At 71.0% G+C, this 23,921-nt stretch carries 23 protein-coding genes and 1 pseudogene; 16 read left to right on the plus strand and 8 right to left on the minus strand.

The features are described 5' to 3' along the window. Positions 1-707 (minus strand): annotated as a pseudogene (locus ACWDX9_RS17485) (cation-translocating P-type ATPase); the annotation flags it as partial. Positions 708-749: 42 nt separating this feature from the next. Here ACWDX9_RS17485 and ACWDX9_RS17490 point away from each other — a divergent pair. Further along, a complete protein-coding gene (locus ACWDX9_RS17490) occupies positions 750-1,511 on the plus strand; it encodes a hypothetical protein (RefSeq protein ID WP_449954700.1) in 762 nt (253 codons plus the stop codon). Positions 1,512-1,561: 50 nt separating this feature from the next. Continuing rightward, positions 1,562-1,807 carry a hypothetical protein gene (locus ACWDX9_RS17495; protein WP_449954703.1) on the plus strand — a complete coding sequence of 82 codons (246 nt, stop codon included), beginning with the start codon at positions 1,562-1,564 and terminating at the stop codon, positions 1,805-1,807. A 113-nt stretch (positions 1,808-1,920) separates the two neighbouring features. Here the strand turns inward: ACWDX9_RS17495 and ACWDX9_RS17500 are convergent, their stop codons facing one another. After that, on the minus strand, positions 1,921-2,565 hold the full coding sequence (locus ACWDX9_RS17500; protein ID WP_364261517.1) for a TetR/AcrR family transcriptional regulator: 645 nt from the start codon (positions 2,563-2,565) through the stop codon (positions 1,921-1,923). Between the two features lie 59 nt (positions 2,566-2,624). Between ACWDX9_RS17500 and ACWDX9_RS17505 the strand changes: the two genes are divergently transcribed. Beyond that, positions 2,625-4,031 carry an MFS transporter gene (locus ACWDX9_RS17505; RefSeq protein WP_449954706.1) on the plus strand — a complete coding sequence of 469 codons (1,407 nt, stop codon included), beginning with the start codon at positions 2,625-2,627 and terminating at the stop codon, positions 4,029-4,031. Positions 4,032-4,076: 45 nt separating this feature from the next. Here the strand turns inward: ACWDX9_RS17505 and ACWDX9_RS17510 are convergent, their stop codons facing one another. After that, positions 4,077-4,544, minus strand: a complete 468-nt coding sequence (locus ACWDX9_RS17510) for a PPOX class F420-dependent oxidoreductase (RefSeq protein ID WP_449954709.1) — start codon at positions 4,542-4,544, stop codon at positions 4,077-4,079. Between the two features lie 142 nt (positions 4,545-4,686). On the opposite strand from ACWDX9_RS17510, the gene asnB reads away from it, so the two are divergent. Next, positions 4,687-6,531: an asparagine synthase (glutamine-hydrolyzing) gene (gene asnB, locus ACWDX9_RS17515; RefSeq protein ID WP_449954711.1), complete on the plus strand. Its 1,845-nt coding sequence runs from the start codon at positions 4,687-4,689 to the stop codon at positions 6,529-6,531. An 81-nt stretch (positions 6,532-6,612) separates the two neighbouring features. Here the strand turns inward: asnB and ACWDX9_RS17520 are convergent, their stop codons facing one another. Beyond that, a complete protein-coding gene (locus tag ACWDX9_RS17520; protein ID WP_449954715.1) occupies positions 6,613-7,188 on the minus strand; it encodes a hypothetical protein in 576 nt (191 codons plus the stop codon). A gap of 49 nt (positions 7,189-7,237) precedes the next feature. On the opposite strand from ACWDX9_RS17520, the gene ACWDX9_RS17525 reads away from it, so the two are divergent. The 6 genes from ACWDX9_RS17525 (at position 7,238) to ACWDX9_RS17550 (ending at position 12,578) form a co-directional block, all read left to right on the plus strand. Then, the gene (locus tag ACWDX9_RS17525; RefSeq protein ID WP_449954717.1) at positions 7,238-7,537 is read left to right on the plus strand and encodes a hypothetical protein; all 300 of its coding nucleotides are present in this window, start codon (positions 7,238-7,240) and stop codon (positions 7,535-7,537) included. Between the two features lie 166 nt (positions 7,538-7,703). Continuing rightward, a complete protein-coding gene (locus ACWDX9_RS17530; RefSeq protein WP_449954719.1) occupies positions 7,704-8,408 on the plus strand; it encodes a ThuA domain-containing protein in 705 nt (234 codons plus the stop codon). Next, positions 8,393-9,469 (plus strand): Gfo/Idh/MocA family protein, encoded by a 1,077-nt coding sequence (locus tag ACWDX9_RS17535; RefSeq protein WP_449954722.1) that lies wholly within the window; start codon positions 8,393-8,395, stop codon positions 9,467-9,469. Before ACWDX9_RS17530 ends, ACWDX9_RS17535 begins: the two co-directional genes overlap by 16 nt. A 35-nt stretch (positions 9,470-9,504) precedes the next feature. Then, entirely contained in the window at positions 9,505-10,875 is a 1,371-nt protein-coding gene (locus ACWDX9_RS17540; protein ID WP_449954725.1) for a cytochrome ubiquinol oxidase subunit I, read from the plus strand. A gap of 45 nt (positions 10,876-10,920) precedes the next feature. Beyond that, on the plus strand, positions 10,921-11,904 hold the full coding sequence (gene cydB, locus ACWDX9_RS17545; protein WP_449954728.1) for a cytochrome d ubiquinol oxidase subunit II: 984 nt from the start codon (positions 10,921-10,923) through the stop codon (positions 11,902-11,904). A gap of 92 nt (positions 11,905-11,996) precedes the next feature. Beyond that, entirely contained in the window at positions 11,997-12,578 is a 582-nt protein-coding gene (locus ACWDX9_RS17550; RefSeq protein ID WP_449954730.1) for a TIGR03086 family metal-binding protein, read from the plus strand. A 14-nt stretch (positions 12,579-12,592) separates the two neighbouring features. Here ACWDX9_RS17550 and ACWDX9_RS17555 read toward each other — a convergent pair whose 3' ends face one another. Together ACWDX9_RS17555 and ACWDX9_RS17560 are read right to left on the minus strand one after the other, a co-directional pair. Then, positions 12,593-13,792, minus strand: coding sequence for an FAD-dependent monooxygenase (locus tag ACWDX9_RS17555; protein WP_449954733.1), 1,200 nt, complete (start codon positions 13,790-13,792; stop codon positions 12,593-12,595). Positions 13,793-13,901: 109 nt separating this feature from the next. Further along, a complete protein-coding gene (locus ACWDX9_RS17560) occupies positions 13,902-14,408 on the minus strand; it encodes an N-acetyltransferase family protein (RefSeq protein WP_449954736.1) in 507 nt (168 codons plus the stop codon). A 266-nt stretch (positions 14,409-14,674) separates the two neighbouring features. Here ACWDX9_RS17560 and ACWDX9_RS17565 point away from each other — a divergent pair, with 266 nt between their 5' ends. Next, positions 14,675-16,471, plus strand: a complete 1,797-nt coding sequence (locus ACWDX9_RS17565; protein ID WP_449954739.1) for a DJ-1/PfpI family protein — start codon at positions 14,675-14,677, stop codon at positions 16,469-16,471. 37 nt (positions 16,472-16,508) lie between these two features. On the opposite strand, the gene ACWDX9_RS17570 is transcribed toward ACWDX9_RS17565, so the two are convergent. Beyond that, the gene (locus tag ACWDX9_RS17570; protein ID WP_449954742.1) at positions 16,509-19,013 is read right to left on the minus strand and encodes a hypothetical protein; all 2,505 of its coding nucleotides are present in this window, start codon (positions 19,011-19,013) and stop codon (positions 16,509-16,511) included. 205 nt (positions 19,014-19,218) lie between these two features. On the opposite strand from ACWDX9_RS17570, the gene ACWDX9_RS17575 reads away from it, so the two are divergent. The 4 genes from ACWDX9_RS17575 to ACWDX9_RS17590 all read left to right on the plus strand — a co-directional run bounded on the left by ACWDX9_RS17575 (position 19,219) and on the right by ACWDX9_RS17590 (position 22,524). Continuing rightward, positions 19,219-20,046, plus strand: a complete 828-nt coding sequence (locus ACWDX9_RS17575) for a CPBP family intramembrane glutamic endopeptidase (protein ID WP_449954745.1) — start codon at positions 19,219-19,221, stop codon at positions 20,044-20,046. Between the two features lie 75 nt (positions 20,047-20,121). Next, on the plus strand, positions 20,122-21,237 hold the full coding sequence (locus ACWDX9_RS17580) for a sensor histidine kinase (protein WP_449954748.1): 1,116 nt from the start codon (positions 20,122-20,124) through the stop codon (positions 21,235-21,237). Continuing rightward, the gene (locus ACWDX9_RS17585; RefSeq protein ID WP_449954751.1) at positions 21,234-21,920 is read left to right on the plus strand and encodes a response regulator; all 687 of its coding nucleotides are present in this window, start codon (positions 21,234-21,236) and stop codon (positions 21,918-21,920) included. Before ACWDX9_RS17580 ends, ACWDX9_RS17585 begins: the two co-directional genes overlap by 4 nt. 79 nt (positions 21,921-21,999) lie before the next feature. Beyond that, on the plus strand, positions 22,000-22,524 hold the full coding sequence (locus tag ACWDX9_RS17590) for a hypothetical protein (RefSeq protein ID WP_449954754.1): 525 nt from the start codon (positions 22,000-22,002) through the stop codon (positions 22,522-22,524). Between the two features lie 20 nt (positions 22,525-22,544). Here ACWDX9_RS17590 and ACWDX9_RS17595 read toward each other — a convergent pair whose 3' ends face one another. Next, positions 22,545-23,303, minus strand: coding sequence for a poly-gamma-glutamate hydrolase family protein (locus tag ACWDX9_RS17595; protein WP_449954756.1), 759 nt, complete (start codon positions 23,301-23,303; stop codon positions 22,545-22,547). A gap of 169 nt (positions 23,304-23,472) precedes the next feature. On the opposite strand from ACWDX9_RS17595, the gene ACWDX9_RS17600 reads away from it, so the two are divergent. After that, positions 23,473-23,880, plus strand: coding sequence for a cellulose binding domain-containing protein (locus tag ACWDX9_RS17600; protein WP_449954759.1), 408 nt, complete (start codon positions 23,473-23,475; stop codon positions 23,878-23,880). The last annotated feature ends 41 nt before the right edge of the window (positions 23,881-23,921 follow it).

Genomic DNA, 23,921 nt, shown 5'->3' on the forward strand with positions numbered 1-23,921 from the left:
GCGGCCCTGGTGTGGCGGTACGCCCCCGTCACGGTCGCGAACTGCTCCTCGCGCTGTTCCCACGCCTTGAGCCCGGCACGGGAGTCGACGTACCGGCCGGCCGCGGCGACCGAGTCGATCAGCAGGGACATGGGCCGCATGGCCAGCGTGTGGGAGGCGACCCGGGTCATCGCGATCATCGCGTCCGCGCCGGGCTTGCCGATGCGCTCCTCCAGCTCCCTGCGTACCAGGGGGGTGTGCTCGGCCAGCGAGAGGAGGCCGGGCACGGCCGCGGACAGCCGCGGGACGCGGGCCAGCCGGCCGGCCAGGGCGAGCCCGGTGCCGGCCAGGTGCAGGCCGAGGCTGACGACGGAGCGGTCCTGCTGCTCCACGCCGTCCCGGGCGGGGGCCGGGGAGCCGTCCCCGTCCTCGTCGAGCTCGTCCACGACGGCCACGAGCTTGTCCATGTCGTCCGTCGTGACGTCGCAGGCCACGAAGACGCAGCCGAGCGCGCCGTTCACCTCGGCGCGCGACACTCCCACCGCTTTGAGGCGCTCTTCCAGCTCGCGGGCGCGCCGCTCGGTGCGCGGGCCGCCGATGGTGCGCAGCTCGATACGCGCTCCGCCCGGGCACGGCTGAACCCGGCGGGAGCGCGGGAGGACGCTCCGCACCGGCTCCGGGAACATGTTCAGCAGCGTGCCAACGTTGAGCAGGCCGAACAACGCCATGTGGTCTCCCGTCTACGGCGTCGTGGTCACCTGCTCGGTGCGGTGCTCTTTCGCCTGCTTGTCGAGCTCGAAGTCGAGGTGGTCTACCTGGTGGTGGCGCGGGAGGTCCCGCCTGCCCTGCTCGTGGTGCTTCTCGTGGTGCCGGTGCTCGTGGTGCCGGTGCTCCTGGCGGTGGTGCGGCCGGTCGACGACCTGGCGGCGGTGCCTCTGGTGCTGCTCTCGCTGGTACCGGTCGCGCCGCCGGTCGTGGCGGCCCTGCGCCGCGTGGTGGTGCCGGTCGTGCCGCCGGCCGTGGCGGCCCTGCGCCTCGTGGTGGTGCCGGTCGTCGTGGCCGGCTTGGCGGCGGTGCTCCTGGTCGTGCTCCTGGCGGTGCCGCCGGTGGCGGCGGTGGTGCCGCCGGTCGTGGCGGCCCTGCGCCTGGTGGTGGTGCCGGTGGTCGTGGTCCCGGCGGTGCCGCCGGTCGTGGCGGCCCTGCGCCTCGTGGTGGTGCCGGTGGTCGTGGTCCCGGCCGTGCCGCCGGTCGTGGCGGCCCTGCGCCTCGTGGTGGTGCCGGTCGTCGTGGTCCCGGCCGTGCCGCGCCGGGTGGCGGTCGTGGCCCGCCTGGTCGTCCCGGTCGTGGTACGCCTGCTCGGGGTCGTGGTCTCCCGGGCCGCAGGCTCCCTGGTCGGTGTGGTGGTCGCGCGCTGCCTCCCGAACGCCGCCCGCGGCAGTCCCCGCCGGGCGAGGATCGTCCCGGCACCGATGGCGGCCGCGACGGGCCATTCGAGCACCCCGACCGCGGCGAGCGCGCCGAGCGCGCCGTAATAGGCCATGCGTTCGGGCGGAGGGAGGAACGTCCGGGCGACGTCGACGTAGTGACCGAGCTCCTGCTTGCTGACACGTGGCATCGGGATGTTCGGCATCTGCATCCGTGGCATCTGCATCCGCGGCATGCGTGGCATCTCGATGTGTGGCATTTCTATGTGTGGCATCCGCATTTCGGGCTGCCGGACCTGGATGCCGAGCATCGGCAGGTCCAGGCTGAACCGCTTGGTGCCATTCCCGTCGGGTCCGGCGGTCGTGCGCCCTCGCGGCTGGGTGTCGGCCATGATCCCTCCTAGCAGGACGCGAATTCCTTATATGTCCCTATCCACGGCGCGGGTCCTCTAATTCCGGACGAGAGAGATTTGGGGATTTTTGCTGTCTCTTATTCGTTCCTTGGCTAAAGACCGGGTCAGGACGAGGATGATCGTGCGCCCGCGAATCCCTCGACGACGCGGCGGACCTTGCCCACGGCCTCGTGGTCGCCGAGGCGCAGCGCGGTGTTCGCCGCCATGAGCACCGCGTCGATCTGGAAGGCCGCGAGCTCGGCGTCCAGGTCGGCGATCTCGCCGGCGGCCACGGCACCGCGCAGCTCGCCGGCGATGAGCGCGAGCCAGTCGCGGTGGTGGCCGACGAGCGCGTCGCGCACCGGCCCCGGCCGGCTGTCGAAGTCGGGGAGGTTCGCCGCCCAGAAGCAGCCGCCCTCGAACAGGGGAGTCTCGGCGTAGGAGATCCAGCGCTCGGTGAGCGCGCGCAGCCGGGCCACGCCGTGGGGCATGTCCGAAACCGGCCGGATGACGGCGTCGCGGAACGCCTCGCGCGCCGAGGCGACGGTGGCGAGCTGCAGCTTCTCCTTCGTCCCGAAGAGCGTGGCGACCCCGCTCTTGCTGAGCCCGAGGTCGGTGGCCAGCCGGCCGATGCTGAGCCCGTTGAGCCCTTCCAGCGACGCGACGTCCACGGCGTGGCGCGTGATCGTCTGCCTGGCCCGCGCGCCGCGCAGGAGGCGCTGGTCGGAGATTCCGGCCGTCGCGGGGGCGGGTTGCTCTAGCTCGCTCATGAGCCCTCATCATGTCACTTGCCTTTAAGTACGAACGATCGTACGTTTTCTTTGTGACTATGACAACAACGCCTCGCACCGTGGCCGCCACGCCATGGAGCGCCGTGTCGATCGTGCTGGTCGGCGCGTTCATGGCGCTCCTGGACTCGTACATCGTCATCGTCGCGGGACCGGCGATCCAGGCCGACCTGGGCGCCTCCGGCGGCGAGCTGCAGTGGATCCTGGTCGGCTACCAGCTCACCTACGCGGTGTTCCTCGTCACCGGTGGCCGGCTCGGCGACCTGTACGGCCGCAAGCGGACCTTCGTCGCCGGCATGGCCCTGTTCACGTTGGCGTCCGTCGCGTGCGCGCTCGCCCCGGCCGCGCTCGCCCTCATCCCGGCCCGTCTCGTGCAGGGCCTGGGCGCCGCGCTGATGCTCCCGCAGGTCTACGCGGTCATCACCGTGCTGGTCCCGGAGCAGGGCAGGCACCGCGCGTACGGGGTGCTCGGAGCCGTCATGGGGCTCGCCACCGTCGGCGGCCAGCTCGTCGGCGGCCTGCTGATCGGCGCCGACCTGCTCGGCTCCGGCTGGCGCCTCGTGTTCTGGATCAACGTTCCGATCGGCCTCGTCGCGATCCTGCTCGCGGCCAGGTTCCTGCCGGAGTCGCGGGCGCCGCTCGCGCGCCGGCTCGACCTGCCGGGGGTCGTCGTGCTCAGCGTCGCGCTGTTCCTCCTGGCCTTCCCGCTCATCCAGGGCCGGCAGGCGGGATGGCCCTGGTGGACGTGGGCCTGCCTGGCCGCGGCCGTCCCCGCTTTCGCCCTCTTCGTCCTCGTCGAGCGCAGGACCGCCACTCCGCTGGTGCGGATCTCCCTGTTCCGCGCGCGGTCGTTCGCCGTCGGCATCCCTCTCGTCCTGACGATCTACGCGCTGCTCTCGTCGTACTACCTCGTGCTGTCGATCTCCCTGCAGGACGGGCTCGGCATGCCGGCGCTCGGGGCCGGGCTGGTCTATGCCCCGGCCGCCCTCACCTTCTTCGCCTTCAGCATGGTCGCTGGCCGGCTCGTGCCCAGGTACGGCCGTCGCGTCCTGGAGTTAGGGGCCGTCGTGCTGGCCATCGGGTACGCGGTCACGGCGGCCGTGCTGATCGGCGGCCTGCCGTTCACGCCGGCGGTCGTCATCCCGACGCTCATGCTGCAGAGCGTCGGGGGAGGGCTGCTCATCACGCCGTCGCTCAACGCGGTGCTGGCCCGGATCGACCCCGCCGACGTGGGCATGGCCTCCGGCGTGCTGTCCACCGCCCAGCAGGTCGGCAACGCGCTCGGGGTCGCGCTCATCGGAGTCGTGTTCTTCCACGCCTTCGATCCCGCCACCGGAGACCGGGCCGCCGCGGCGGCCCACGGCCTGGGGATGTCCTCGGTGTTCACCTTCGCCGTCGCGAGCGTGGCGGCGGTCCTGGTGTACCTGCTGCCCGCCCGGAAGGATTGACCGGCGTGCTTCAGGAGGGCCCCCGCGACCACGGCCGGCCGGGTGTCACTCCGATATCAGGCGGGCGGGGAAGCCACCGGTCGCGATGGGGCCCCAGCGGTCGATGTGGACGCGGATCAGCGACTTGTCCTGGCGCCGCATGGCGGCCCGGTACTCGTCCCAGTCGGGGTGCTCGCCGGCGATGCACCGGTAGTACTCGACCAGGGCTTCGAGGGCGTCGGGCATGTCCAGCACCTCCGCGTGCCCGTCGACCTGGACGTACGGGCCGTTCCAGTCGTCGGACAGCACGCAGACGGACACCCGGTCGTCGCGGCGGGCGTTGCGGGCCTTGACCCGGTCGGGATAGGTGGAGACCACGATCCGGCCGTCCTCGTCGACCCCGCAGCTGACGGGTGAGAGCTGCGGCCGGCCGTCCTTGCGGGTGGTCGAGAGCAGGCCGTGGTGCCTGGGGCGGAGGAACTCCAGCAGCTCGGGCAGGTCGACGTGGCGTGCGGTGGCGATGTTCGGAGCCATCTCATGTGCCTTTCGGTCATACGAAAACGCTTCGATCCTTTCATCCGAAGCGGCGGCTGCCGGGCCGGAGGCGTTCCCCGGCGTGATAACCCGCCCGGGCGGGGCATCAGGGAGGCGTCGGGGCAATCGGGAGGAGTCGGGCATGTGCGGCATCTGCGGCTGGGTTGACTTCGAGCGGGACCTGATGGGCGAGAGGGCCACCGCGCAGGCCATGACGGACACGATGGCCTGCCGCGGCCCCGACGACCAAGGGCTCTGGATGGCGCCGCACGCCGCCATCGGCCACCGGAGGCTGGCCATCATCGACCTCCCCGGCGGCCGGCAGCCCATGGTCGCCGACGAGGACGGGCTGGAGCCGGCCGTCCTCACGTACAGCGGAGAGGTGTACAACTACCGCGAGCTGCGCGAGGAGCTGGCCGCCCGCGGGCACCGCTTCCGCACCCAGAGCGACACCGAGGTCGTCCTGCGCGCCTACGTCGAGTGGGGCGAGGACCTGGCCGCCCGCCTGAACGGCATGTACGCCTTCGCCATCTGGGACGCCGAGCGCGAGGAGCTGCTGCTGGTCCGCGACCGCATGGGGATCAAACCGCTGTACTACTACCCGACCGCCCACGGCGTGCTGTTCGGCTCGGAGCCCAAGGCGATCCTCGCCAACCCGCTCGCCCACCGGGTGGTCGACGCCGACGGGCTCCGCGAGCTGGTGGCGTACGTCAAGACGCCGGAGCACGGGATCTTCAAAGGCATGTACGAGGTGCGCCCCGGCCAGCTCATCCGGGTGAGCCGCGACGGGTGCAGCAAGCGCCGCTACTGGCAGCTGGAGTCCCACGAGCACCAGGACGACGTCGACTCCACCGTCAAGACGGTGCGCGACCTGCTGGAGGACATCGTCCACCGCCAGCTCATCAGCGACGTGCCGCTGTGCGCGCTGCTGTCGGGCGGCCTCGACTCCAGCACGATCACCGCGCTCGCCGCCAAGGGCCTGGCGGAGCAGGGTCTCGGGAGGGTCCGCTCGTTCGCCGTGGACTTCGCCGGCTACACCGAGCACTTCAAGCCCGACGCGACCCGTTCGACGCCCGACGCGCCGTACGTCCACGAGGTGGCCGAGCACATCGCCGCCGAGCACACCGACATCGTGCTCGACTCGCGGGAGCTGATGAACCCGGCCGTGCGGGCCGCCGTGCTGCGCGCCCGCGACCTGCCGATCGGCATCGGCGACATGGACAGCTCGCTCTACCTGCTGTTCGAGGCGATCAGGAGGCACTCCACGGTGGCGCTGTCCGGGGAGTCGGCCGACGAGGTGTTCGGCGGCTACCGGTGGTTCCACGACCCCGCGGCGGTGGCGGCCGACACCTTCCCGTGGTTCATCGGCGGCCTCACCGACCGCCTGGGGGTGGAGCAGCTGTTCAAGGAGGACCTGGCGCGCACGCTCGACGTCACCGGCTACCAGGACACGAGCTACCGCCAGGCCATGGCCGAGGTGCCCGAGCTGCCCGGCGAGACGGGGCACGAGCGGCGCATGCGCGAGATCAGCTATCTGCACCTCACCCGGTTCGTGCAGATCCTGCTCGACCGCAAGGACCGGATGAGCATGGCCGTCGGGCTGGAGGTCCGCGTGCCCTTCTGCGACCACCGGCTGGTGGAGTACGTCTTCAACGCCCCCTGGGCGATGAAGACCTTCGACGGGCGGGAGAAGAGCCTGCTGCGCGCGGCCGCCGCGGACCTGCTGCCGGAGTCGGTGCTCCAGCGCGTCAAGAGCCCCTACCCGGCCACCCAGGACCCCGCCTACGAACAGGCCCTGCGCGAGGAGGCCCGCGCCCTGCTCGATCGCGACACGCCCTGTGCCCAGCTGCTCGACCTGGACAAGGCGCGTGCGCTCGTCGACCGCCCCGTGGGCGACTCCAGCTCCCTCGCGGCCCGCGCCTCGCTGGAGCGGCTGCTGCAGCTCGACGCGTGGCTCAGGGAGTACCGGGTCCATCTCGCGCTCTGACCGCCGGTCGCGACGCGGCACGCCGTTCGACGCCCGAGTGAGAGGGGAGCCGCTCGGGACGAAGACGGCGCTACCTGCCGATCAGGGGGTCGGCGTGGGCGTCGGGGTCGGGGTCTCGGAGACCGATGACGTCGGATCGGGGGTCGGTGTCTCGGTGGGCGTTTCCGTCGGTGTGTCGGTCGGTGTGTCGGTCGGCGTCTCGGTCGGCGTCTCGGTCGGCGTCGTGGTCGGCGTCGGGCACGCGGTCGGGGTCTGCCACGCAGGCGCGCCTGGCCACCACTGCCATGCCTGCTTCCAGCCCTTGTACGACCAGATCCGCTTCATGGGCCGCGACAGGTCGTAGACGGTGGCGGCTGTGGCCGTGGACGTGGCCGTGGGCGTGGACGTGGCTGTGGACGTGGCTGTGGGCGTGGGCGTGGACGTCTGGTCGGCACCGATCGCGGTCACCGACACCCAGTCGTCCTGCTTGACCGCGCTGTTGCCGCGGCGACCTGCGATGGTGTGCGTGTTGTCGTCGATCGCGTACGTGCGCTCGAAGCCGTCCTGGCTGCGCACGGTGATCGAGTCCTCCGCGACGGCGGTCGCCTGCCCGGTCTGGGCGAACAGGGTCACGGTGCCGCAGCCGTCCTTCGTCGCCACCGCGAACTCGCCATGCATGGTTCCGACGAACGCCGACGGGTTGATCGGCGCTATGTCAGGAGGTTCCGTGGTGGGTGTATCCGTTGGTGTTTCGGTCGGGTCGGTCGGTGTGTCGGTCGGTGTCGTGGTCGGTGTCTCCGTTGGCGTCTCGCTGATCGTCGGCGTGGGGGTCGGCGTGCCCGTCGGTGTCGTTCCCGACGCCGCCGAGGCGACTCCGATCCCGCCCGTCGTCGCCAGCACGACGGCGGCGGCGACGATCAGCGGTCGCGGGACGCGCCTGCGCGGCCCGTCCGGTTCGCATGACAGTTCCTCGTGTGGTTGGTCAGTTGGTGGCACCTTGTCCTCCACATCGGGTTTGTCCGATTAGAACCCCGACGGACTAAGCCACGTGTAAGCCGGCGCCGGGGGACCCGCCCGCACAGCGCTGCCCGCATCCGTTGCCTTCATGCGCCAGATGGTGGACACCCCTTCAGATAGTTAGGTGTGAAATGCGAATATCAGAGTCGTTTGTCCCTTAAGCGATAGGCGGGAGCATGGCAGACGAACACGGCAGGAAGGCGCTCGTGGTGCGCGGCGGCTGGGAAGGTCACGTCCCGGTCGAGGCCACCGAGCTCTTCGTGCCCTTCCTCGAGAAGCAGGGGTTCGAGGTGCATCGGGCGGAGTCTCCTGCGCCGTACGCGGACTCCGCGTTCATGTCCGGCATCGATCTCATCGTGCAGTGCTACACGATGGGCACGATCGAGAGGGAGGAGCTGAGCGGGCTGGAGGCCGCGATCCGCGCGGGCACCGGGATGGCCGGCTGGCACGGCGGCATCGCCGACTCCTACCGCAACTCCTCCGACTACCTGCATCTCATCGGCGGGCAGTTCGCCTGCCATCCCGGCAAGGATCCGGCCGAGCGGGAAGGCACGCAGGCCGACAACTTCGTGCCGTACACCGTCAACATGCTGCCCGAGGCGGCCACGCACCCCATCACCGAGGGCATCGCCGACTTCGACCTCGTCACCGAGCAGTACTGGGTCCTGGCCGACGACTACATCGACGTGCTGGCGACGACGACGCAGCAGGTCCGCCCGTGGGATCCCTGGCACCGGGAGGTCACCTCGCCGGCGATCTGGACCCGCCGGTGGGGGAGCGGGAAGATCTTCGTCACCACCCCCGGGCACAGCCTCGACGTCCTGCAGAACGACAGCGTGCGCACCATCATCGAAAGGGGAATGTTGTGGGCCAGCCGGTGAACGTCGGCGTCGTGGGGTGCGGGGCCATCTCGGCCCAGTACTTCCGGACCATCGACCGGTTACCGCAGCTGCGGCTGGTGGCCGTGGCCGATCTGGATCTCGACCGGGCACGGGAGGCGGTGCGCCCCTATGAGGGGGTCGACGTGCTGAGCGTGGCGGAGCTGCTGGCGGACCCGCGCGTGGACGTCGTGCTCAACCTCACCATTCCCGCCGCCCACGCCGAGGTAGCGCTGCAGGCCATAGCGGCCGGCAAGGACGTCTACTGCGAGAAGCCCCTTGCCGCGACGGCCGCGGACGCCACGCGCGTGCTCGAGGCGGCCGCCGCCGCTGAGTTACGCGTGGGGTGCGCGCCCGATACGGTGCTGGGCACGGGCACGCAGACCGCGCGCAAGGCCATCGACGACGGCCTGATCGGCAGGCCGATCGCGGCGACCGCGACGATGATGACGCCCGGTCACGAACGCTGGCATCCGAACCCCGACTTCTACTACGTCCCCGGCGGCGGCCCGCTCCTGGACATGGGGCCGTACTACATCACCAGCCTGGTGACGCTGCTCGGGCCGGTGGCGCGCGTCATCGGCGCGGCCAGCCGTACGCGTGCCAAGCGCACCATCGGCTCGGGCCCCCGCCAGGGCGAGGAGATCCCGGTCACGGTCGACACCCACGTCACCGGGGTGCTGGTGCACGCCTCGGGCGCGCTGTCCACGCTGGTGATGAGCTTCGACGGGGCGGCGACCAAGGCGCCCAACATCGAGGTGCACGGTGAGCAGGGCTCGCTCGTCGTACCCGACCCGAACCGTTTCGACGGCCAGGTCCTGATCTCAGGCAAGGACGGCTGGCAGGAGCTTGCGGAGTCGGCCGGCTACGTCGGGGCCGGGCGCGGCGTGGGGCTGCTCGACTTCGCGGCGGGCCAGGAGCTCCGCGCGGGCGGCTCGCTGGCCTTCCACGTGCTCGACGTCATGGAGTCGCTGCTGGCCGCGGCGGGCTCGGGCACGGCGGTGACCATCGCGAGCACCTGCGAACGTCCTCCTCCCGTGGCCCTCCATTCGAGCGTGTCGTAACCGGTAGCGCTCGATCGGGCACTTACCGTTAGAACATGGACACCGTGGATCTCGCGCGCTGGCAGTTCGGGATCGTCACGGTGTACCACTTCCTGTTCGTGCCGCTCACGATCGGGCTGTCGGTGCTGGTGGCGATCCTGAACACGGCCTGGGTGCGCACCGGCAACCCGGCCTACCTGCGCGCCACCAAGTTCTGGGGCACGCTCTTCCTGATCAACTTCGCGATGGGCGTGGTGACGGGGATCGTGCAGGAGTTCCAGTTCGGGATGAACTGGAGCTCCTACTCCAGGTTCGTCGGTGACGTCTTCGGCGCCCCGCTCGCGCTGGAGGCGCTGCTGGCGTTCTTCCTGGAGTCGACGTTCCTGGGGCTGTGGATGTTCGGCTGGGACCGGCTGCCCAAACTGGTGCATCTCGCGTGCATCTGGACGGTCGCGATCGGCAGCATGGTGTCCGCCTACTTCATCCTGGCCGCCAACTCGTTCATGCAGTGGCCGGTGGGCTTCACCGTCGACCGGCGGGCGGAGCTGGCCGACTTCGGGGCCGTGCTGACCAACAAGGTCCTGCTGGCCACCTTCCCGCACACCATCCTGGGCTGCTGGCTGGCCGGCGGGGTGATCCTCATGGCCGTCTCCGCCTGGCACCTGGCCAGGAAGCGGGACGCCGACGTCTTCCGCCCGTCCCTCCGGCTCGGCGCGGTCGCGGTGCTGGTGGGCGCCGTCGGCACCCTCGGCTCCGGCGACGTCCTCGGCAAGATCATGACGCAGACGCAGCCGATGAAGATGGCCGCCGCCGAGGCGCTCTACGAAACCCGGCAGCCGGCGCCGTTCTCGCTGTTCACCATCGGGACGCTCGACGGCACGAGGCCGATCTTCGCGCTGGAGATCCCGGGCCTGCTGTCCCAGCTGGCCACCGGCTCGTTCGACGGCAAGGTGCACGGCGTCAACGACCTCCAGCGGGAGTACCAGCGCAGGTTCGGCCCGGGGGACTACCGTCCCTACATCCCGCTCGCCTACTGGTCCTTCCGGCTGATGATCGGCTTCGGCATGCTCGCGGGGCTGGTGGCGCTCGTCCTGCTCTGGCTGACCCGCGGCGGACGCGTACGCGGCAAGGGCTGGATCTGGCGGGCCGCCGTGTGGTCCGTCGTGCTGCCCTTCCTCGCGCACAGCTTCGGCTGGATCTTCACCGAGACGGCCAGGCAGCCGTGGATCGTCTTCAGCCAGATGAAGACCGTCCACGGCGTCTCGCCCAGCGTCGGGGTGGGCACCGTGCTCACCTCGCTGATCGTCTTCACCCTCCTGTACGGCGTGCTGGCCGTGGTGGAGGCGGGCCTCATGATCAAGTACGGCCGGATGGCCCCGCCGTCCGGCGACGGCACCGAGCCGGGCGAGCCGTCGCCCGCCTACTAGCCGCCCGCCTACCAGTTGCCCGCCTACCAGGGGAGAGATCGCGGCATGGAGCTCACCGACGTCTGGTTCGTGGCGATCGCCGTGCTCTGGCTCGGCTATTTCGTCCTGGAGGGGTTCGACTTCGGCGTCGGCATGCTGCTGCCCGTCGTCGCCAGGAACGACGCCGAACGCCACGCGATGATCGAGACGATCGGCCCCGTCTGGGACGGCAACGAGGTGTGGCTGATCACCGCGGGAGCGGCCACGTTCGCAGCCTTCCCCGAGTGGTACGCCTCGCTGTTCAGCGCGTTCTACCTGCCGCTGCTGGTGATCCTGGTGGCGCTGATCGTGCGCGGGGTGGCCTTCGAGTACCGCGGCAAACGCGACTCCCTGATCTGGCGGCGGCGGTGGGACGCGTGCATCGTGGCGGGCTCGTTCGTGCCCGCGCTGCTGTGGGGCGTCGCCTTCGCGAACATCGTGCGGGGCCTGCGGCTCGACTCCCGCCACGAGTACGTGGGCACGGTGGCGGACCTGCTCAACCCGTACGCGCTGTTCGGCGGGCTGACGACGCTGGCGCTGTTCGCCACGCACGGGGCCATGTTCCTGGCGCTGAAGAGCACCGGGGAGATCAGTCGGCGCGCGGTCGCGGTGGCGGTGCGGACGGGCGTCGTCGCGGCGGTGCTCGCGGTGGTCTTCCTGGCCTGGACGCAGCTCCAGGGTGGGAGCCCCGCAACGGTCGTCCTGGCGGTCCTGGCCGTCGTCGCCTTCGCGTCCTCGCTGGTCGCCGTGGGCCGGGGCCGCCAGGGCTGGGCGTTCCTGCTGTCGGCGGTCGCCATCGGCCTGACCGTGATCAGCCTGTTCACGGTCCTCTATCCCGACGTCCTGCCCTCGACGATCAACCCGGCCTACAGCCTGACCGCCCGCAACGCGGCCGCGACCCCGAAGACGCTCGGCCTCATGACCTGGGTCGCGGTGATCTTCCTGCCGCTGGTGCTGCTGTACCAGGGCTGGACGTACTGGGTCTTCCGCCACCGGATCGGCGTCGGCTGACGTACATCACCTGGCGGCGACCTGCGCTTGATCATCGCACGCGGCCTCGCCACGGATATCATCATCGGAGCCGGGGAGGAGAAGGAGCCCTCATGAGCGAGATCGCCGACCGCTATCGGACCCGAGCCGACATCTTCGCGGCCAAGATCGCCGCGGTCGCTCCCGGCCAGTGGTCCAACCCGTCCCCCTGCGCGGAATGGACCTCCAGAGACGTCGTCGGCCACATCGTCGACATGCACGCCGCGATGCTCAGCCCGCTCGGCAGGCCGCTCAGCCCCGCGCCGCCCGTCGAGGAAGACCCGGCCGCCGCCTTCGCCTCCGCGCGTGCGGACGTCGAGTCGCTGCTCACCGACCCGGCCGCCGCCGCGCGGGACATCGACACCCCCGGCGGGCGCATGTCCGTCGAGCGGCACATCGACCAGGTCGTCAGCGCCGACATGGTGCTCCACGGCTGGGACCTCGCCCGCGCGACCGGCCAGGACGACACGATCGACCCCGCCGAGCTCGAGGAGATGTGGCCCGCCGTCCAGCGGATCCCCGAGGAGATGCGCATTCCCGGCGCCTTCGGCCCGGGCATCGTCGTCTTCGGCCCCGAGGTCGCGGTGCCCGGCGACGCTCCGCTCCAGCATCGCGTCCTCGGTCTGCTCGGCCGCGACCCCCACTGGTCCGCCTGACCGGAGCCCCGCGATCACCTCGCGGGCGCGTCCGGGGTGCGCGTGGCCTTCGAGCCCAGCCAGGACACGAGCCCGGTCGCCGACTCGGCCACCTGGCTGATCACGTAGAACAGCTTCGGCGGCACGTGCGGGAGCAGCGCGGAGTGCCGGTGGCCGAGCAGCGTGAACATCTGCCCCGGCGGCAGGTCGATGTAGCGCGGCAGGTTCTCGTACCACTGGGCGCTGCGGTGGGCGCTCTTCTGGGTGCCCTGGATCGCGGTTTTGCGGTCGCGCTCGTAGCGGGCGAGGGCGGCCGGCAGCGTCGCCTCCTCGTACAGCGCGTTGACCAGGCCGGCGGCGTCCCCGAGCGCGAGGGCGGTGCCCGCGCCGATGGAGTAGTGCGTGGTGTGCGCGGCGTCCCCGAGCAGGACGACGTTGTCGCGGTGCCACGTGCGGCAGGTCAGGGTGCGGAAGTTCAGCCAGTGCGAGCTGCCGTCGGGGTGCGCCCGGCCGATCAGCGGGTGTCCGTCCAGGATCTCGGAGAAGAGCTTCTCCAGGACGGCCAGGCTGTCGGCCTCGTCGGCCTCGTGGAACCCGAGCCCGCGCCAGGTCGCGGGGGAGCACTCGACGACGCAGGTGCTGTGCGTCTGGCTGAATCCGTAGCCGTAGCACCAGATCCAGCCGTGCGGGGTCTCCGTGAAGGCGAAGGTGAAGTCCTTGAAGATCCGGGTGGTGCCGAGCCAGGTGTAGAAGTTGTTCCCGACCGCGAACTCGGGGCCGAAGTGGTCGGCGTGGCGCTGCCGCAGCGTGCTCTTGACGCCGTCGCCGGCGACGATGAGCTCGGCCTCGGGCAGCTCGTGCTCGCCGGCGATCTCGCGCTCGAACTCGACGCGTACGCCGAGCGCACGGGCCCGTTCGACGAGGATGTCGAGCAGCAGGTGCCGGCCGATGCCGAAGCCCTCGTCCCCGTGATCCACCGTCACCGTCGCGTGGTCGCGGATGTGCGCGACCCAGCTGTCCCAGTGGACCGAGTTCGCGCGGATGGCGCTCGCGGACTCGGGGTCGGCGGCGAGCAGGTAGCCGAGCAGCTCGTCCCAGTAGGTCACGCCCCAGCCGTACGTCGATCCGGCCGGGTTTCGCTCGTAGACGGTGATGTCGTGGGACGGGTCCACCCGCTTCATCAGGATGGAGAAGTACAGATTGGCGGGTCCGCCACCGACGCAGGCGACCTTCACAAGAGCCCCCGAAATACGCAAGGTAACCTATTGTTCACTAAGAGTAACAGTACTCGGTCGGCTACCTGGGGACGGGGGCGTTCCAGACGAACGGGACGAGCGCGGCCGCTCAGCGGATCAGCTCGTACTCGACCTGCTCGATCGGGTTGCCGTCGCCGAAGTCGTGGTCGCGGACCGCGCCGGACTCCGTGAAGCCGCTCTTGGCGTAGAAACGGCGGGACTGGGGGGTGCCACGCAGCGTCCACAGATGGATCCGCCCGAAGCCCTCCGCGCGGATCCTGTCCAGGGACGCGGTCATCAGGGCAGCCGCGATGCCGGTACCCCAGCCGTCGGGGTGACCGTAGAAGCCGAAGATCTCCGCCGACTCCGGGTGCGTCGGCGAGGTGCCGAAGTAGGAGAACGCCAGCGGTCGCCCGTCCAGCGTGGCCAGCAGGATGGTGTCCTTGCCCTCGGCGAGCACGCCGTGCCATTTGCCGCGCCGGTGGCTCACCGCCTCGTCGAAGAACTCCGTTGGGAAGAATCCGGCATAGGCGGCCTTCCAGGACTCGGCGTGGATCTCACCCACCGCGTCCCCGTCGCCGGGAGATGCCGGGAACACGTTGATTGCTCCGTTCATGGGAAAACGCTATCGCCGCGTGCGACCCGGCGGATGGCGGCGGTGAACCCGTCCACGTGGGGCAGGCCGATGTCGATCACCGCCACGTCGGGGCGGTGCTGGTCGGCAGCAGAGCCCTGATGAGCAAGGCCGAAAGCGACACGATGCCCGGCTATTCGGACAAGCCGGTCGGTCACCGCTTGCCCGGCTTCCGACGCCGGGCTGAACTGGCAGCGGTCAAGCAGGGCGCCACAACCCCCTCACCGACGACGTTCAGGAGTCCGGCAATGGCTGTTGACGAACCACCTACGGGAAAGGCGCGCCTGGCCGGGCGCTTCGTCTGGCACTACATCGAGATGGTCATCGCGATGGGCCTCGGGATGCTGCTGCTCGGCCTGGTGTGGAGCGCGGTCCTGCCGGGGGACATCCGGTTCGACGTCAGCACGCTGATCATGGCCGCCGACATGACGATCGGCATGGCGGTCTGGATGCGGGTGCGCCGCCACGGCTGGGCCGCCATCGGCGAGATGAGCCTGGCGATGTTCGCGCCGTTCCTCGTGCTGCTCGTCCCGTACTGGTTCGGCGCGTTGCCGGGCCACCTGGTGATGGCGATCGGGCACACGCTGATGTTCGTCCTCATGGCCGTGGCCATGCTGTGGCGGCGCGAGGAGTACCTCCGCCATCACCACCGACTGCGCGTCCCGTGGAAGTGGGTCAGAAGGACGGCCGTGGTGCTGGCCGTGCTGCTGATCCCCGCTTCGGTCTCCGCCGTGAACACCGTCGGCAAGTTCGGCGACCTGTACCGGGCGCGCTCGGACGCGGTGTCGGCCCAGCCGGTGGCCAGGGTCCATGACCCGGCCAAGCCCACGGTGGCCTTCCTGGTCGGCGGCAAGGGCTCCAACGTGGCCGACCTGCTCGGCCCGTACGAGGTGCTGGCGGGCACCGGCCGGGTGAACACCTACGTCGTCTCGGCGGGACCCCGGCTGGTGGCCCTGACCGGCGGCCTGGACATCGTGCCGGACCTGACGTTCGACGAGCTGACGCGGCTGATGCGCGAGCGGAACGACAGGCTCGACGCCGTGGTGATCCCGGCCCTGCAGCCGCCCGATCCGGCCGAGTCCGCCTCGATCAGGGCCTGGCTGCGGCAGCAGTCGGCCGCCGGCGCGCTGACCGTCAGCGTCTGCGCCGGCGCCCGTACGTTCGCCGCGAGCGGACTGCTGGACGGCAGGCCCGCCACCTCCCACTGGCTGCGGCTGTCCGGGCTGCGGAAGGACTTCCCCGACGTCAAGTGGACGAGCGGCACGCGGTACGTCGACGACGGAAACGTGATCACCACCGGCGGCGTGCTGTCAGGGGTGGACGGCGGTCTCCGGATCATCGAACGGCTGCTCGACGCGGACACCGCGCGTGCGGCGGCGCAGCGGGTCCACTGGCGCCACTACCTGCCCGGCAGGGCCGCGCGGATCCCCGAATCCGCTCTGGAGCCGTCGGACGTGGTCGCCGCGCTCAACGCCTCCTACCAGACCGGGCCGACGACCATCGGCGTCCAGCTCACCGAGGGCGTCGGGGAGCTGGAGCTCGCCTCCGCGTTCGTCTCCTACACCGAGGAGTCCATGGTCGGGCGCACCGTCGCGGTCGGTGACGGCGTGATCCACTCCAAGCACGGACTGACGTTCGTCCCGCGTTCGACGGTCGCGGCGGCCGACCTCGACCGCCTCCTCGTGCCGGGGCTGGAGGCCGCGAGCCGCCGCGCGGCGGCCACCACGGGGCCGCGGCCCGAGTACCTCCACGTCAACCCGGAGTTCGCGTTCGACCCGGTGCTGCGCGACCTCGCCCGCACCTACGACGTGCAGACCGCCCGGTTCACCGCCAAGACGCTGGAGTACCCGGTGCTCGACGTCAAGCTGACCGGCAGCGCCTGGCCGTGGTCCGCCACCCTCGTCCCCGTGCTGCTCGCCCTGCTGGGCGGCGCCGCCGCCGTCGCGACCGGCACGGTGTCCCGCCGGATCCGCGCCCGGCGCCCGGAACCGTCCGACGCGCCGGCCCCCGAGGAGCCGCCGGTGACGACGGCTCCCGAGCGCTGACCCCTCCGCGTGGTATCGGTTCAGGCCGAAATCCGCCTCATGGCCGGGCGAGCCGGAACAGGCGCTCGTTGATCTTGTAGTAGAGGTTGCCGAAGCGGTCGGCCGTCAGCCCTTCCATCCCCGCTTCCGTCCGCAGCACGGTCACCGCCTTGGTCGACCTGTCGATCGCGAAGATCTGGTCGCCGGCCGTGCCGTACACGCGGGCCGGATCCTGGGGCACGGTCAGCAGCACCCCGTCGCGCCAGGCCACGCTGGGCTTGGCCGTGTAGTCGGGGTCGGCGAACAGCCGTTTGACGGTGATCGCCTCGGGCCGCGCCGGATCGAGGGTGAACAGCGAGCCGCCCGCCAGCCCCCACAGCTCGCCGTCCACCGCCGCCAGGGCCGTGACGGCCTTGGGCGCCGTCAGCGGGAGCGGATGCGTGCGCACCGTGCCGGTGGCGGGGTCGTAGGAGAACAGCGTGGCCGACGCCCCCGGGGCGTAGACGGGGTCGACGCCGAGGGCGCCGCGCGTGGAGGTGCCGCCGAACACCTTGCCGCCCGCGTACGCCAGCGAGACGACCGCCTGGTCGGGCACCACGCACAGGGTCCGCCCGGCCGTGCCCTGCTTCCAGACGGTGAGGGCGCCGCTGCGCTTGCCGTACTTCGGCACCGTGCCCATGTAGACGGTGCCGTCCGGCCCGCCGGCCAGCGCGTACGGCCGGTCCTGCGGGGGCGGGCCCTGGCCCGGCTCGCAGTCGTCGGCCTTGTCGCCCGCCTCGCCGCCCGTGTACCTGAGCGTGGGCGGCCACGGGCCGCCGGGCTGGTAGCTGTAGATCCGGGCCGAGGGATAGACGCCGATGTAGAGCAGGCCGTCGTGGGCCAGCAGGCTGTCGGTCTGGTTGAGCCCGTTGAGGGTGAGCCGGTCCGGCTGGTTGTCGTCGCCGTCACCCCGCAGCGGGTCGTAGACGCCGGTGCCGCCGGTCAGGTAGCCGCCGGTGTAGACGCGGCCGTCGGGTCCCGCGCCGAGCGCGTTGATCGCGGCGGGCAGGACGGGGGTGCCGGTCACGAGGTTGCTGCTCCAGCGGCCGCCGGCGGGCTCGTACTTGAAGATCCTGGTGCCGTCCGTGGCCGCGCCGAGGCCGACCAGGGTGCTGCCCGACCAGGTGTAGCCGGTGACGTCGAGTCCGGGCCGCACGGAGGTCGCCTGCACGGTCCGGGCGGCGATGTCGTACGAGTGCAGCAGGCCGTCCTTGACGAACCAGACCAGGCCGTCGCGGGCCGGGGAGTGGTGCAGGTCCACGTCGCTGATCGCGGCGTCGGTGGCGGCCGAGTAGGAGCCGTCGGCGTCGCGGACGACGCGCAGGACGAGCAGGGTGCGGTCGATCCAGGCGAACAGCCTGTCGCCCGTCCAGGTGAGGCCGCCCACCATCGAGTTGTGGGCGTAGGCGGCGGGAAGGAGGCTGTCCACCCGGCCGGTGACGTTGTCGTACCTGATCAGGGCGGCGTTCGTGCCGGTGCCGAGGTAGGTGGCGTTCGCGGCCGGGTCGTGGGCGAGGCTGCGCACGTACTGGGCGCCGGCCAGGATGGGCACGCTGCCGATCGTGGTGAAGGCGCCGTTGTCGTACTTGAAGTAGCGGCCGTCGTTGTAGGTGCCGCCGTACACCTTCCCGCCCGCTCCCGGCTCCAGGTCCCAGATGAAGGAGTAGCCGCCCTCCGCCCGGCCGAGGTCGGTGATCGTGGACTGGCCGGGGACGTGCCGGTAGAGCTTGGAGTTGGGGTAGGTGCCGAGGTAGACGCTGCCGTCGGTGGCGGTGGCCGCCGCCCAGCCGCCGACGGTGGGCGTGGCCGCGCTGTCGGGGATGGTGAGCTTCCGGGTCACCTTCTCGGTGGCCACGTCGATCACGGCCAGCTGCGGGTTGGCCTCCGCGGTGCCGGTGTAGACGGCGTACGCGCTGCCGCCCGCGAACGTGGTGGCGTTGGGCACGCTGCTGTCGATCTGCACGCCCAGGTCGGTCACGTCCTTGGTGATCAGCACCTCGTCCCAGTAGGCGGTGCCCACGTCGGCCACGCCCGAGTAGATGAGGGCCGAGACGGTGGCCGTGCCGGCGGGCGCGACGCCCGAGGCCGTGACGCGGTTCCAGCGCCTGCCCGTCGCCGGGGCGTTGCCGCCGCCGGCCAGCAGGTTGCCGGAGGCGTCGCGGAAGCGCAGATAGAGGTACGCCGTGCCGCTGTCGGCCCACACCTGGGCCTGCAGGGTGTAGCGGGTGCCCGCGGTGGCGGGCAGGCCCGGCATGCTCTCCCTGCCGTAGGCGGCGGCCGGGTCGGTGTCGGTGACGCGCGCCGTGGTGCGCCCGTCCCAGGACACGGCCTCGACGCCGCCCGCGGTGTGCGAGCCGCTCCAGCCGGCCAGCCCGTCGTCGAAGCCGTCGTTGGCGATCCGCAGGTCGGCCGCGAAGGCGGGCGTTCCTGGCGGTGCCGCGAGCAGTGCCGCCAGGAGCGCCGTCGCCACCGCTCCGCGCGTCAGCCGGGGCCACTTCAAGTGCCCCTCCACGGGAATCCGCACGGCACCACCTCCGGGGTCGTGTTCGTTCATGCTCAATTCCGGTCCCGACCGTAACCTTACGGGCGTGGCCCGTCAATGGCGCCGGCCCATCCCCCGTGAGAGCTACCTGAATCGTCCGCTCATTGGTGATTCGCCGGACACCATCGCGCTCATACCGTCTTCGCCGGGGCCGCCGATCGCGCGGCCGACGTCAACGGAGGTCACCATGAGCACGCCAGCCGCAGTCCCCGGCGACGGCCGGATACGGAGGATCGCCCGCTTCCCCCTCACCTGGATGCTGATCGGGCTGCTCGGCCTCATCGTGGTGTCGGCGCTGACCGGGGGCGGAGCGCCGGTGCTCGCCGTGGTGGGCGCGGTCGCCGCGGTGGCCGTCTACTGGGCGGTCATGCGCTTCGTCGCGGGGCGGCCCACCCCGGAGATCGCCAGAGGCGGGGCCGGTCGGGAGGCGCTGTCCGGCGCCGGGATCGGCCTGGGGTTCGTGCTCGGCTCCGTGCTCCTGATCACGGTGGCCGGCGGCTATTCGTTCTCGTGGTCGTCGGGGAACGTCCTGCCGGTGGTGTTCACGGCGGTCGGCGCGGCCGTCACCGAGGAGCTGATGTTCCGCGGCCTGGCGTTGCAGGCCCTGGAGGCGCTGTGGGGCAGCCGGGTGGCGCTGGCGATCACCGCGCTGCTGTTCGGCGGCATGCACCTGGCCAACCCGGGAGCCAGCCTCTGGAGCTCGCTGGCGATCGCCGTCGAGGCCGGCGTCCTGCTCGGTGCCGCGTACCTCTGGCGGCGCAGCATCTGGTTCGTCGTGGGACTCCACTTCGCCTGGAACGCCACCGAGGGACTGCTGGGCATCCCGGTCTCCGGCCACGTCTCGCCCGGTCTGCTGACCGCCGAGGTCTCGGGTCCGGCGGTGCTGACCGGGGGCGAGTTCGGGCTGGAGGCGTCGATCGTGCCCGTCATGATGAGCCTGCTGCTCGCCGTACCGATGCTCGTCCTCGCGCACCGGCGGGGCAGACTGCTCCCTGCGCGGAGTGGGGGTCGTTAGGCTTGCCCGGTGTTCGCGAACGCCGCCCGTTCCGCCCGCTTATGGTCAGACTGGTGGCGAGCTTGCCACCAGTCCGTGAAGGACACCGCGCTCGCGGCGGCGCTCATGCTGCTGGCGTTCGTTCCGACGATGTCCGCCATCGGGGCGCAGCTCGGCGACCTGCCCAAGCGCCCGCTGGACGCGCTGGGCGTGGCGCTGACCGTGGCCCAGTCCGCGCCGCTGGTGGTACGCACCCGATGGCCCGCGGCCTGTCTCGCGATCACCGGCGCCGCATTCGCTCTTCACCAGGCGCTGAGCTATCCGCAGACGTTCGCCAGCATCGGGCTCTATCTGTCCCTGTACGCCGCCGGCGCCTATCAGGCCCGGTTCCGCCGCGGCCTCGTCGCGGTGTCGACCGTGGGCTATGTCCTGCTGGTCGTCGTGCTGCACGGCCTGGGGTCGCCCAACGGAGTCCCGGCGTTCCTCGCGTTCTATCTGACGTTGGCGGTGATCTGGGTGGCTGGTGCCGGGATGCGCCGGTGGCGGGCTGACGAGGCCGAGCGACGGCGCCTGAGCGCGGAGGTGGCCGCGGCCGCCGAACGGGCGCGGATCGCCCGCGAGCTGCATGACGTGGTCACCCATCATGTGACCGCCATGGTCGTCCAGGCCGACGCGGCGCAGTTCCTGGTCGGCAACGCGCCGGAGCGGGCCGGGGCCGGGCTCGCCGCCATCAGCGACACCGGCCGGCGGGCGCTGACGGAGCTGCGGTACCTGCTCGGAGTGCTGGAGGCCACCGGCGATTCGGCGGTCGCGGGCCGCGCGCCGACCCTGGGCAAGATCGGCGACCTGGTCGAACAGGCCCGGCTGGCCGGCCAGCCCGTCGAGCTGACCGAACGCGGCGACCAGCGACCGCAGTCCGTCGACGTGGAGCTGGCCGCCTACCGGGTCGTGCAGGAGACGCTCACCAACGCGATCAAATACGCGACAGGGCGGTCCACCGCGGTCACGGTCCACCACCACGACGATCACCTCGAGATCGAGGTGATCACCGACGGGCCCGCCGACGCCGCACCCGTCGTGCCGTCGGGCGGGCGAGGTCTGGACGGGCTGCGGGAACGCGTACGCATGCTCGACGGCGAACTGGCGGCCGGGCCCCGCCCCGGCGGCGGGTTCGGCGTCCGAACCCTCATCCCGTACAGGAGCAGTCCATGACCGACCCGCCGATCCGGGTGCTCATCTGCGAGGACCAGGCGCTGGTGCGCGCCGGCTACATCACCATCTTCTCCGCCCAGCCGGACATGGAGGTCGTCGGGGAGGCCGCGGACGGCCGCGCGGCGGTCGAGGCCGCCCGGCTGCTGCGCCCGGACGTCATCGTGATGGACATCCGGATGCCCATCGTGGACGGCATCGAGGCCACCCGGCGGCTGGCCGGCCCCGGCACCGAGGACCCGGCGAAAGTGCTGGTCGTCACCACCTTCAACGTCGACGAGTACGTCTACGAAGCGCTCAAGGCCGGCGCCAGCGGCTTCCTGCTCAAGGACGCGCCACCGGCGGAGCTGGTCAACGGCGTGCGGACCATCGCCCGTGGCGACTCCCTCCTGGCGCCGGCCGTCACCCGCACGCTCATCGGCCACTTCGCCGAACGGCTCCGCCCCGCCGACCCGTCCCGCCCGGCCAGGGACGAGATCGTGCGCACGCTGACCCCTCGCGAACTCGAGGTCCTCGAACAGATCGCGGGCGGCCTGTCGAACGCGGAGATCGCCGAGAAGCTGTTCATCACCGCCGAGACCGTGAAGACCTACGTGTCGCGGATCCTGGCCAAACTCGAGCTGCGCGACCGCGTGCAGGCCGTCGTCCTCGCCTACCGGGTGGGGCTGGTGTCCGGCACGGACTGAGCTGACACCTTGATTACACAGGGTTATTTTCTCAGCTAGGACGGGCACAACGTCAGGAGTGCCCGCCTGGAGGAGCCCAATGCCGACCGTCGTCCGGTTCACCGCCGTCGCTCTGCTGGTCGTACTCGCCGCTGCCTGCGCCGACTCGCGTACCACGCCGTCAACGCCGCTGTCGGTGGCGACGGACACGCTGCCACCCACGACGGACACCGTGTCTCCCATGCCGACCGCCTCCGTCCGGCCCTCGTCCACCGGGCATCACCCGGCCGACGGGAGCAGCCTGGCGTCCTGCAAGGACGCCGACTGCGAGGTCGAGGTACGGGCAGGCGACCGGCTCCGGATCGACAAGCGGTTCGGCGTGCAGCGGCTCACCATCAGCTCACTCGACCCGGACGAGGCCACGATCGCGCTCCTGGGCTTCACCGGCGGGCTGCAGGCCGAGGGGGCGAACGTCAGCATCTCCAGCAGCTGCGTCAACGGGCGCTGCCGCGACGAGGGCAAGCTGTCCCTGGCTCCCGGCAGGTCCGCCCGCATCAACAACCTGCGGGTGGAGCTGCCCTACCTCTCCCGCGACCACGCCATCCTGCGCCTCACCCCCAGGTGAGGCGCCGGGCTTTCGGCTCCTCAGCTCAGGGCACGATTGACGGCCGCGACGTACTCGTAGAAGGCTTTCGTGCGGTTGGCCGGGCTCTCGATCCAGGCGCGATTCAGCTTGCCTTCCTTGAAGAACCGCTCCCGCTGACCCCGGCTGATTTCCAGCTGCACCCCCATGCCCCTGCGGTTTCTGTTCGCGATGTTCCGAGGGCTGTCACCGCCGATTTCGTCAGGTACGGACGCCGAGACGGGGAACCCGGCGGCGCGTAGCTCGGCCGTCACCTTTTTGATCAATGTCGTGTCGCGCCCGCCGACGTAGGTGGTGGCAGCGGCGCCCGCCGCGGCGTGCCAGGAGACGGTGTAGTCGACGGCGGCCACCACCGAGAGCGCCTTGGGCTCGTCGAAGTGCGTGGAGGTGATGTGCAGAGCGCTGTTGCCGCTGTCCTTGATGCCGGCGAATGAGTAGTAGGCGTGCTTGCGTCCCGCGGCCTGGTCGGCGAGCTGGGACGTCGGCGCCTCGATGGCGCCGCCGTGGATGGCGATGTGCGCCACCTTCGCTCCGCCGGGGACGCGAAGGACGCGGCGATAGTCCCTGCCCTCGGTTTCATGGGCGGAGAGCTCGGCGTAGTTGGCGTAGACATCGCTCGCGGACACGGCGTGAGCGGCGGGAGCGAGGCCGATCACGAGCACGCTCGCGACGGCGACGGACACGATCTTCTCCACGTGGCACCTTTCGACGATCTTCCTGACCGCCATCATGCCGCCTCGGAGCCCGGCCCGCGTCCTCATTTCCGGCAGGCAACAATCGGCATCGAAAATGCGCCACAAATGGCCGGCCAAGACTATTAGGTGACCCCCGGTGAAACTTTCATTCACCGGGCCGACAAATGTTTGACAACAGGTGCCGCACGGCTGACGATCGCCTCGGAATATCGTTCTCATGACAAAAGGGGGATCGATGCGTTTTCTGCGGCGCTCGTCAGGGATCGTCATCGCCGGGCTCCTCCTGGCCACCCTGCCCGCCGGAACGGCCCAGGCTGACGTGCCCCCCGGCTACGCCTGCGCGGTGACCTACGCCGGCACCGGATGGGGCACCGGGTTCACGGCCGACGTGACCATCAGCAACACCGGAACGCGTACGTTCGGCCCCTGGATCCTGCAGTTCGTCTTCCCCGGGAGCCAGACCTTCACCACCGGCTGGAACGGCACCTGGTCCGCGACCCCGCCGAGCGTCCAGGTCACCGGCCCGAGCTTCCACAAGAGCATCGATCCCGGTACGAGTTACGGGGTCGGCTTCAACGCGAGCGGCTCGAACGACCAGCCCACCAATTTCACGCTCAACGGCGTCCCCTGCACCGTGTCCTGAATGGGGCCTCCCGGGGTCTGGACGGTGACCCTGCCCGGGCC

The sequence above is a fragment of the Nonomuraea sp. NPDC003201 genome (assembly GCF_053590415.1).

Coding starts and splice junctions, on each gene's coding strand:
- ACWDX9_RS17500 (WP_364261517.1), bottom strand. CDS start 2,565: ATGAGCGAGCTAGAGCAACCCGCCCCCGCGACGGCCGGAATCTCCGAC.
- ACWDX9_RS17505 (WP_449954706.1), top strand. CDS start 2,625: ATGACAACAACGCCTCGCACCGTGGCCGCCACGCCATGGAGCGCCGTG.
- ACWDX9_RS17510 (WP_449954709.1), bottom strand. CDS start 4,544: ATGGCTCCGAACATCGCCACCGCACGCCACGTCGACCTGCCCGAGCTG.
- asnB (WP_449954711.1), top strand. CDS start 4,687: ATGTGCGGCATCTGCGGCTGGGTTGACTTCGAGCGGGACCTGATGGGC.
- ACWDX9_RS17520 (WP_449954715.1), bottom strand. CDS start 7,188: ATGCATGGCGAGTTCGCGGTGGCGACGAAGGACGGCTGCGGCACCGTG.
- ACWDX9_RS17530 (WP_449954719.1), top strand. CDS start 7,704: ATGGCAGACGAACACGGCAGGAAGGCGCTCGTGGTGCGCGGCGGCTGG.
- ACWDX9_RS17540 (WP_449954725.1), top strand. CDS start 9,505: ATGGACACCGTGGATCTCGCGCGCTGGCAGTTCGGGATCGTCACGGTG.
- cydB (WP_449954728.1), top strand. CDS start 10,921: ATGGAGCTCACCGACGTCTGGTTCGTGGCGATCGCCGTGCTCTGGCTC.
- ACWDX9_RS17550 (WP_449954730.1), top strand. CDS start 11,997: ATGAGCGAGATCGCCGACCGCTATCGGACCCGAGCCGACATCTTCGCG.
- ACWDX9_RS17560 (WP_449954736.1), bottom strand. CDS start 14,408: ATGAACGGAGCAATCAACGTGTTCCCGGCATCTCCCGGCGACGGGGAC.
- ACWDX9_RS17565 (WP_449954739.1), top strand. CDS start 14,675: ATGGCTGTTGACGAACCACCTACGGGAAAGGCGCGCCTGGCCGGGCGC.
- ACWDX9_RS17575 (WP_449954745.1), top strand. CDS start 19,219: ATGAGCACGCCAGCCGCAGTCCCCGGCGACGGCCGGATACGGAGGATC.
- ACWDX9_RS17585 (WP_449954751.1), top strand. CDS start 21,234: ATGACCGACCCGCCGATCCGGGTGCTCATCTGCGAGGACCAGGCGCTG.
- ACWDX9_RS17590 (WP_449954754.1), top strand. CDS start 22,000: ATGCCGACCGTCGTCCGGTTCACCGCCGTCGCTCTGCTGGTCGTACTC.
- ACWDX9_RS17595 (WP_449954756.1), bottom strand. CDS start 23,303: ATGAGGACGCGGGCCGGGCTCCGAGGCGGCATGATGGCGGTCAGGAAG.
- ACWDX9_RS17600 (WP_449954759.1), top strand. CDS start 23,473: ATGCGTTTTCTGCGGCGCTCGTCAGGGATCGTCATCGCCGGGCTCCTC.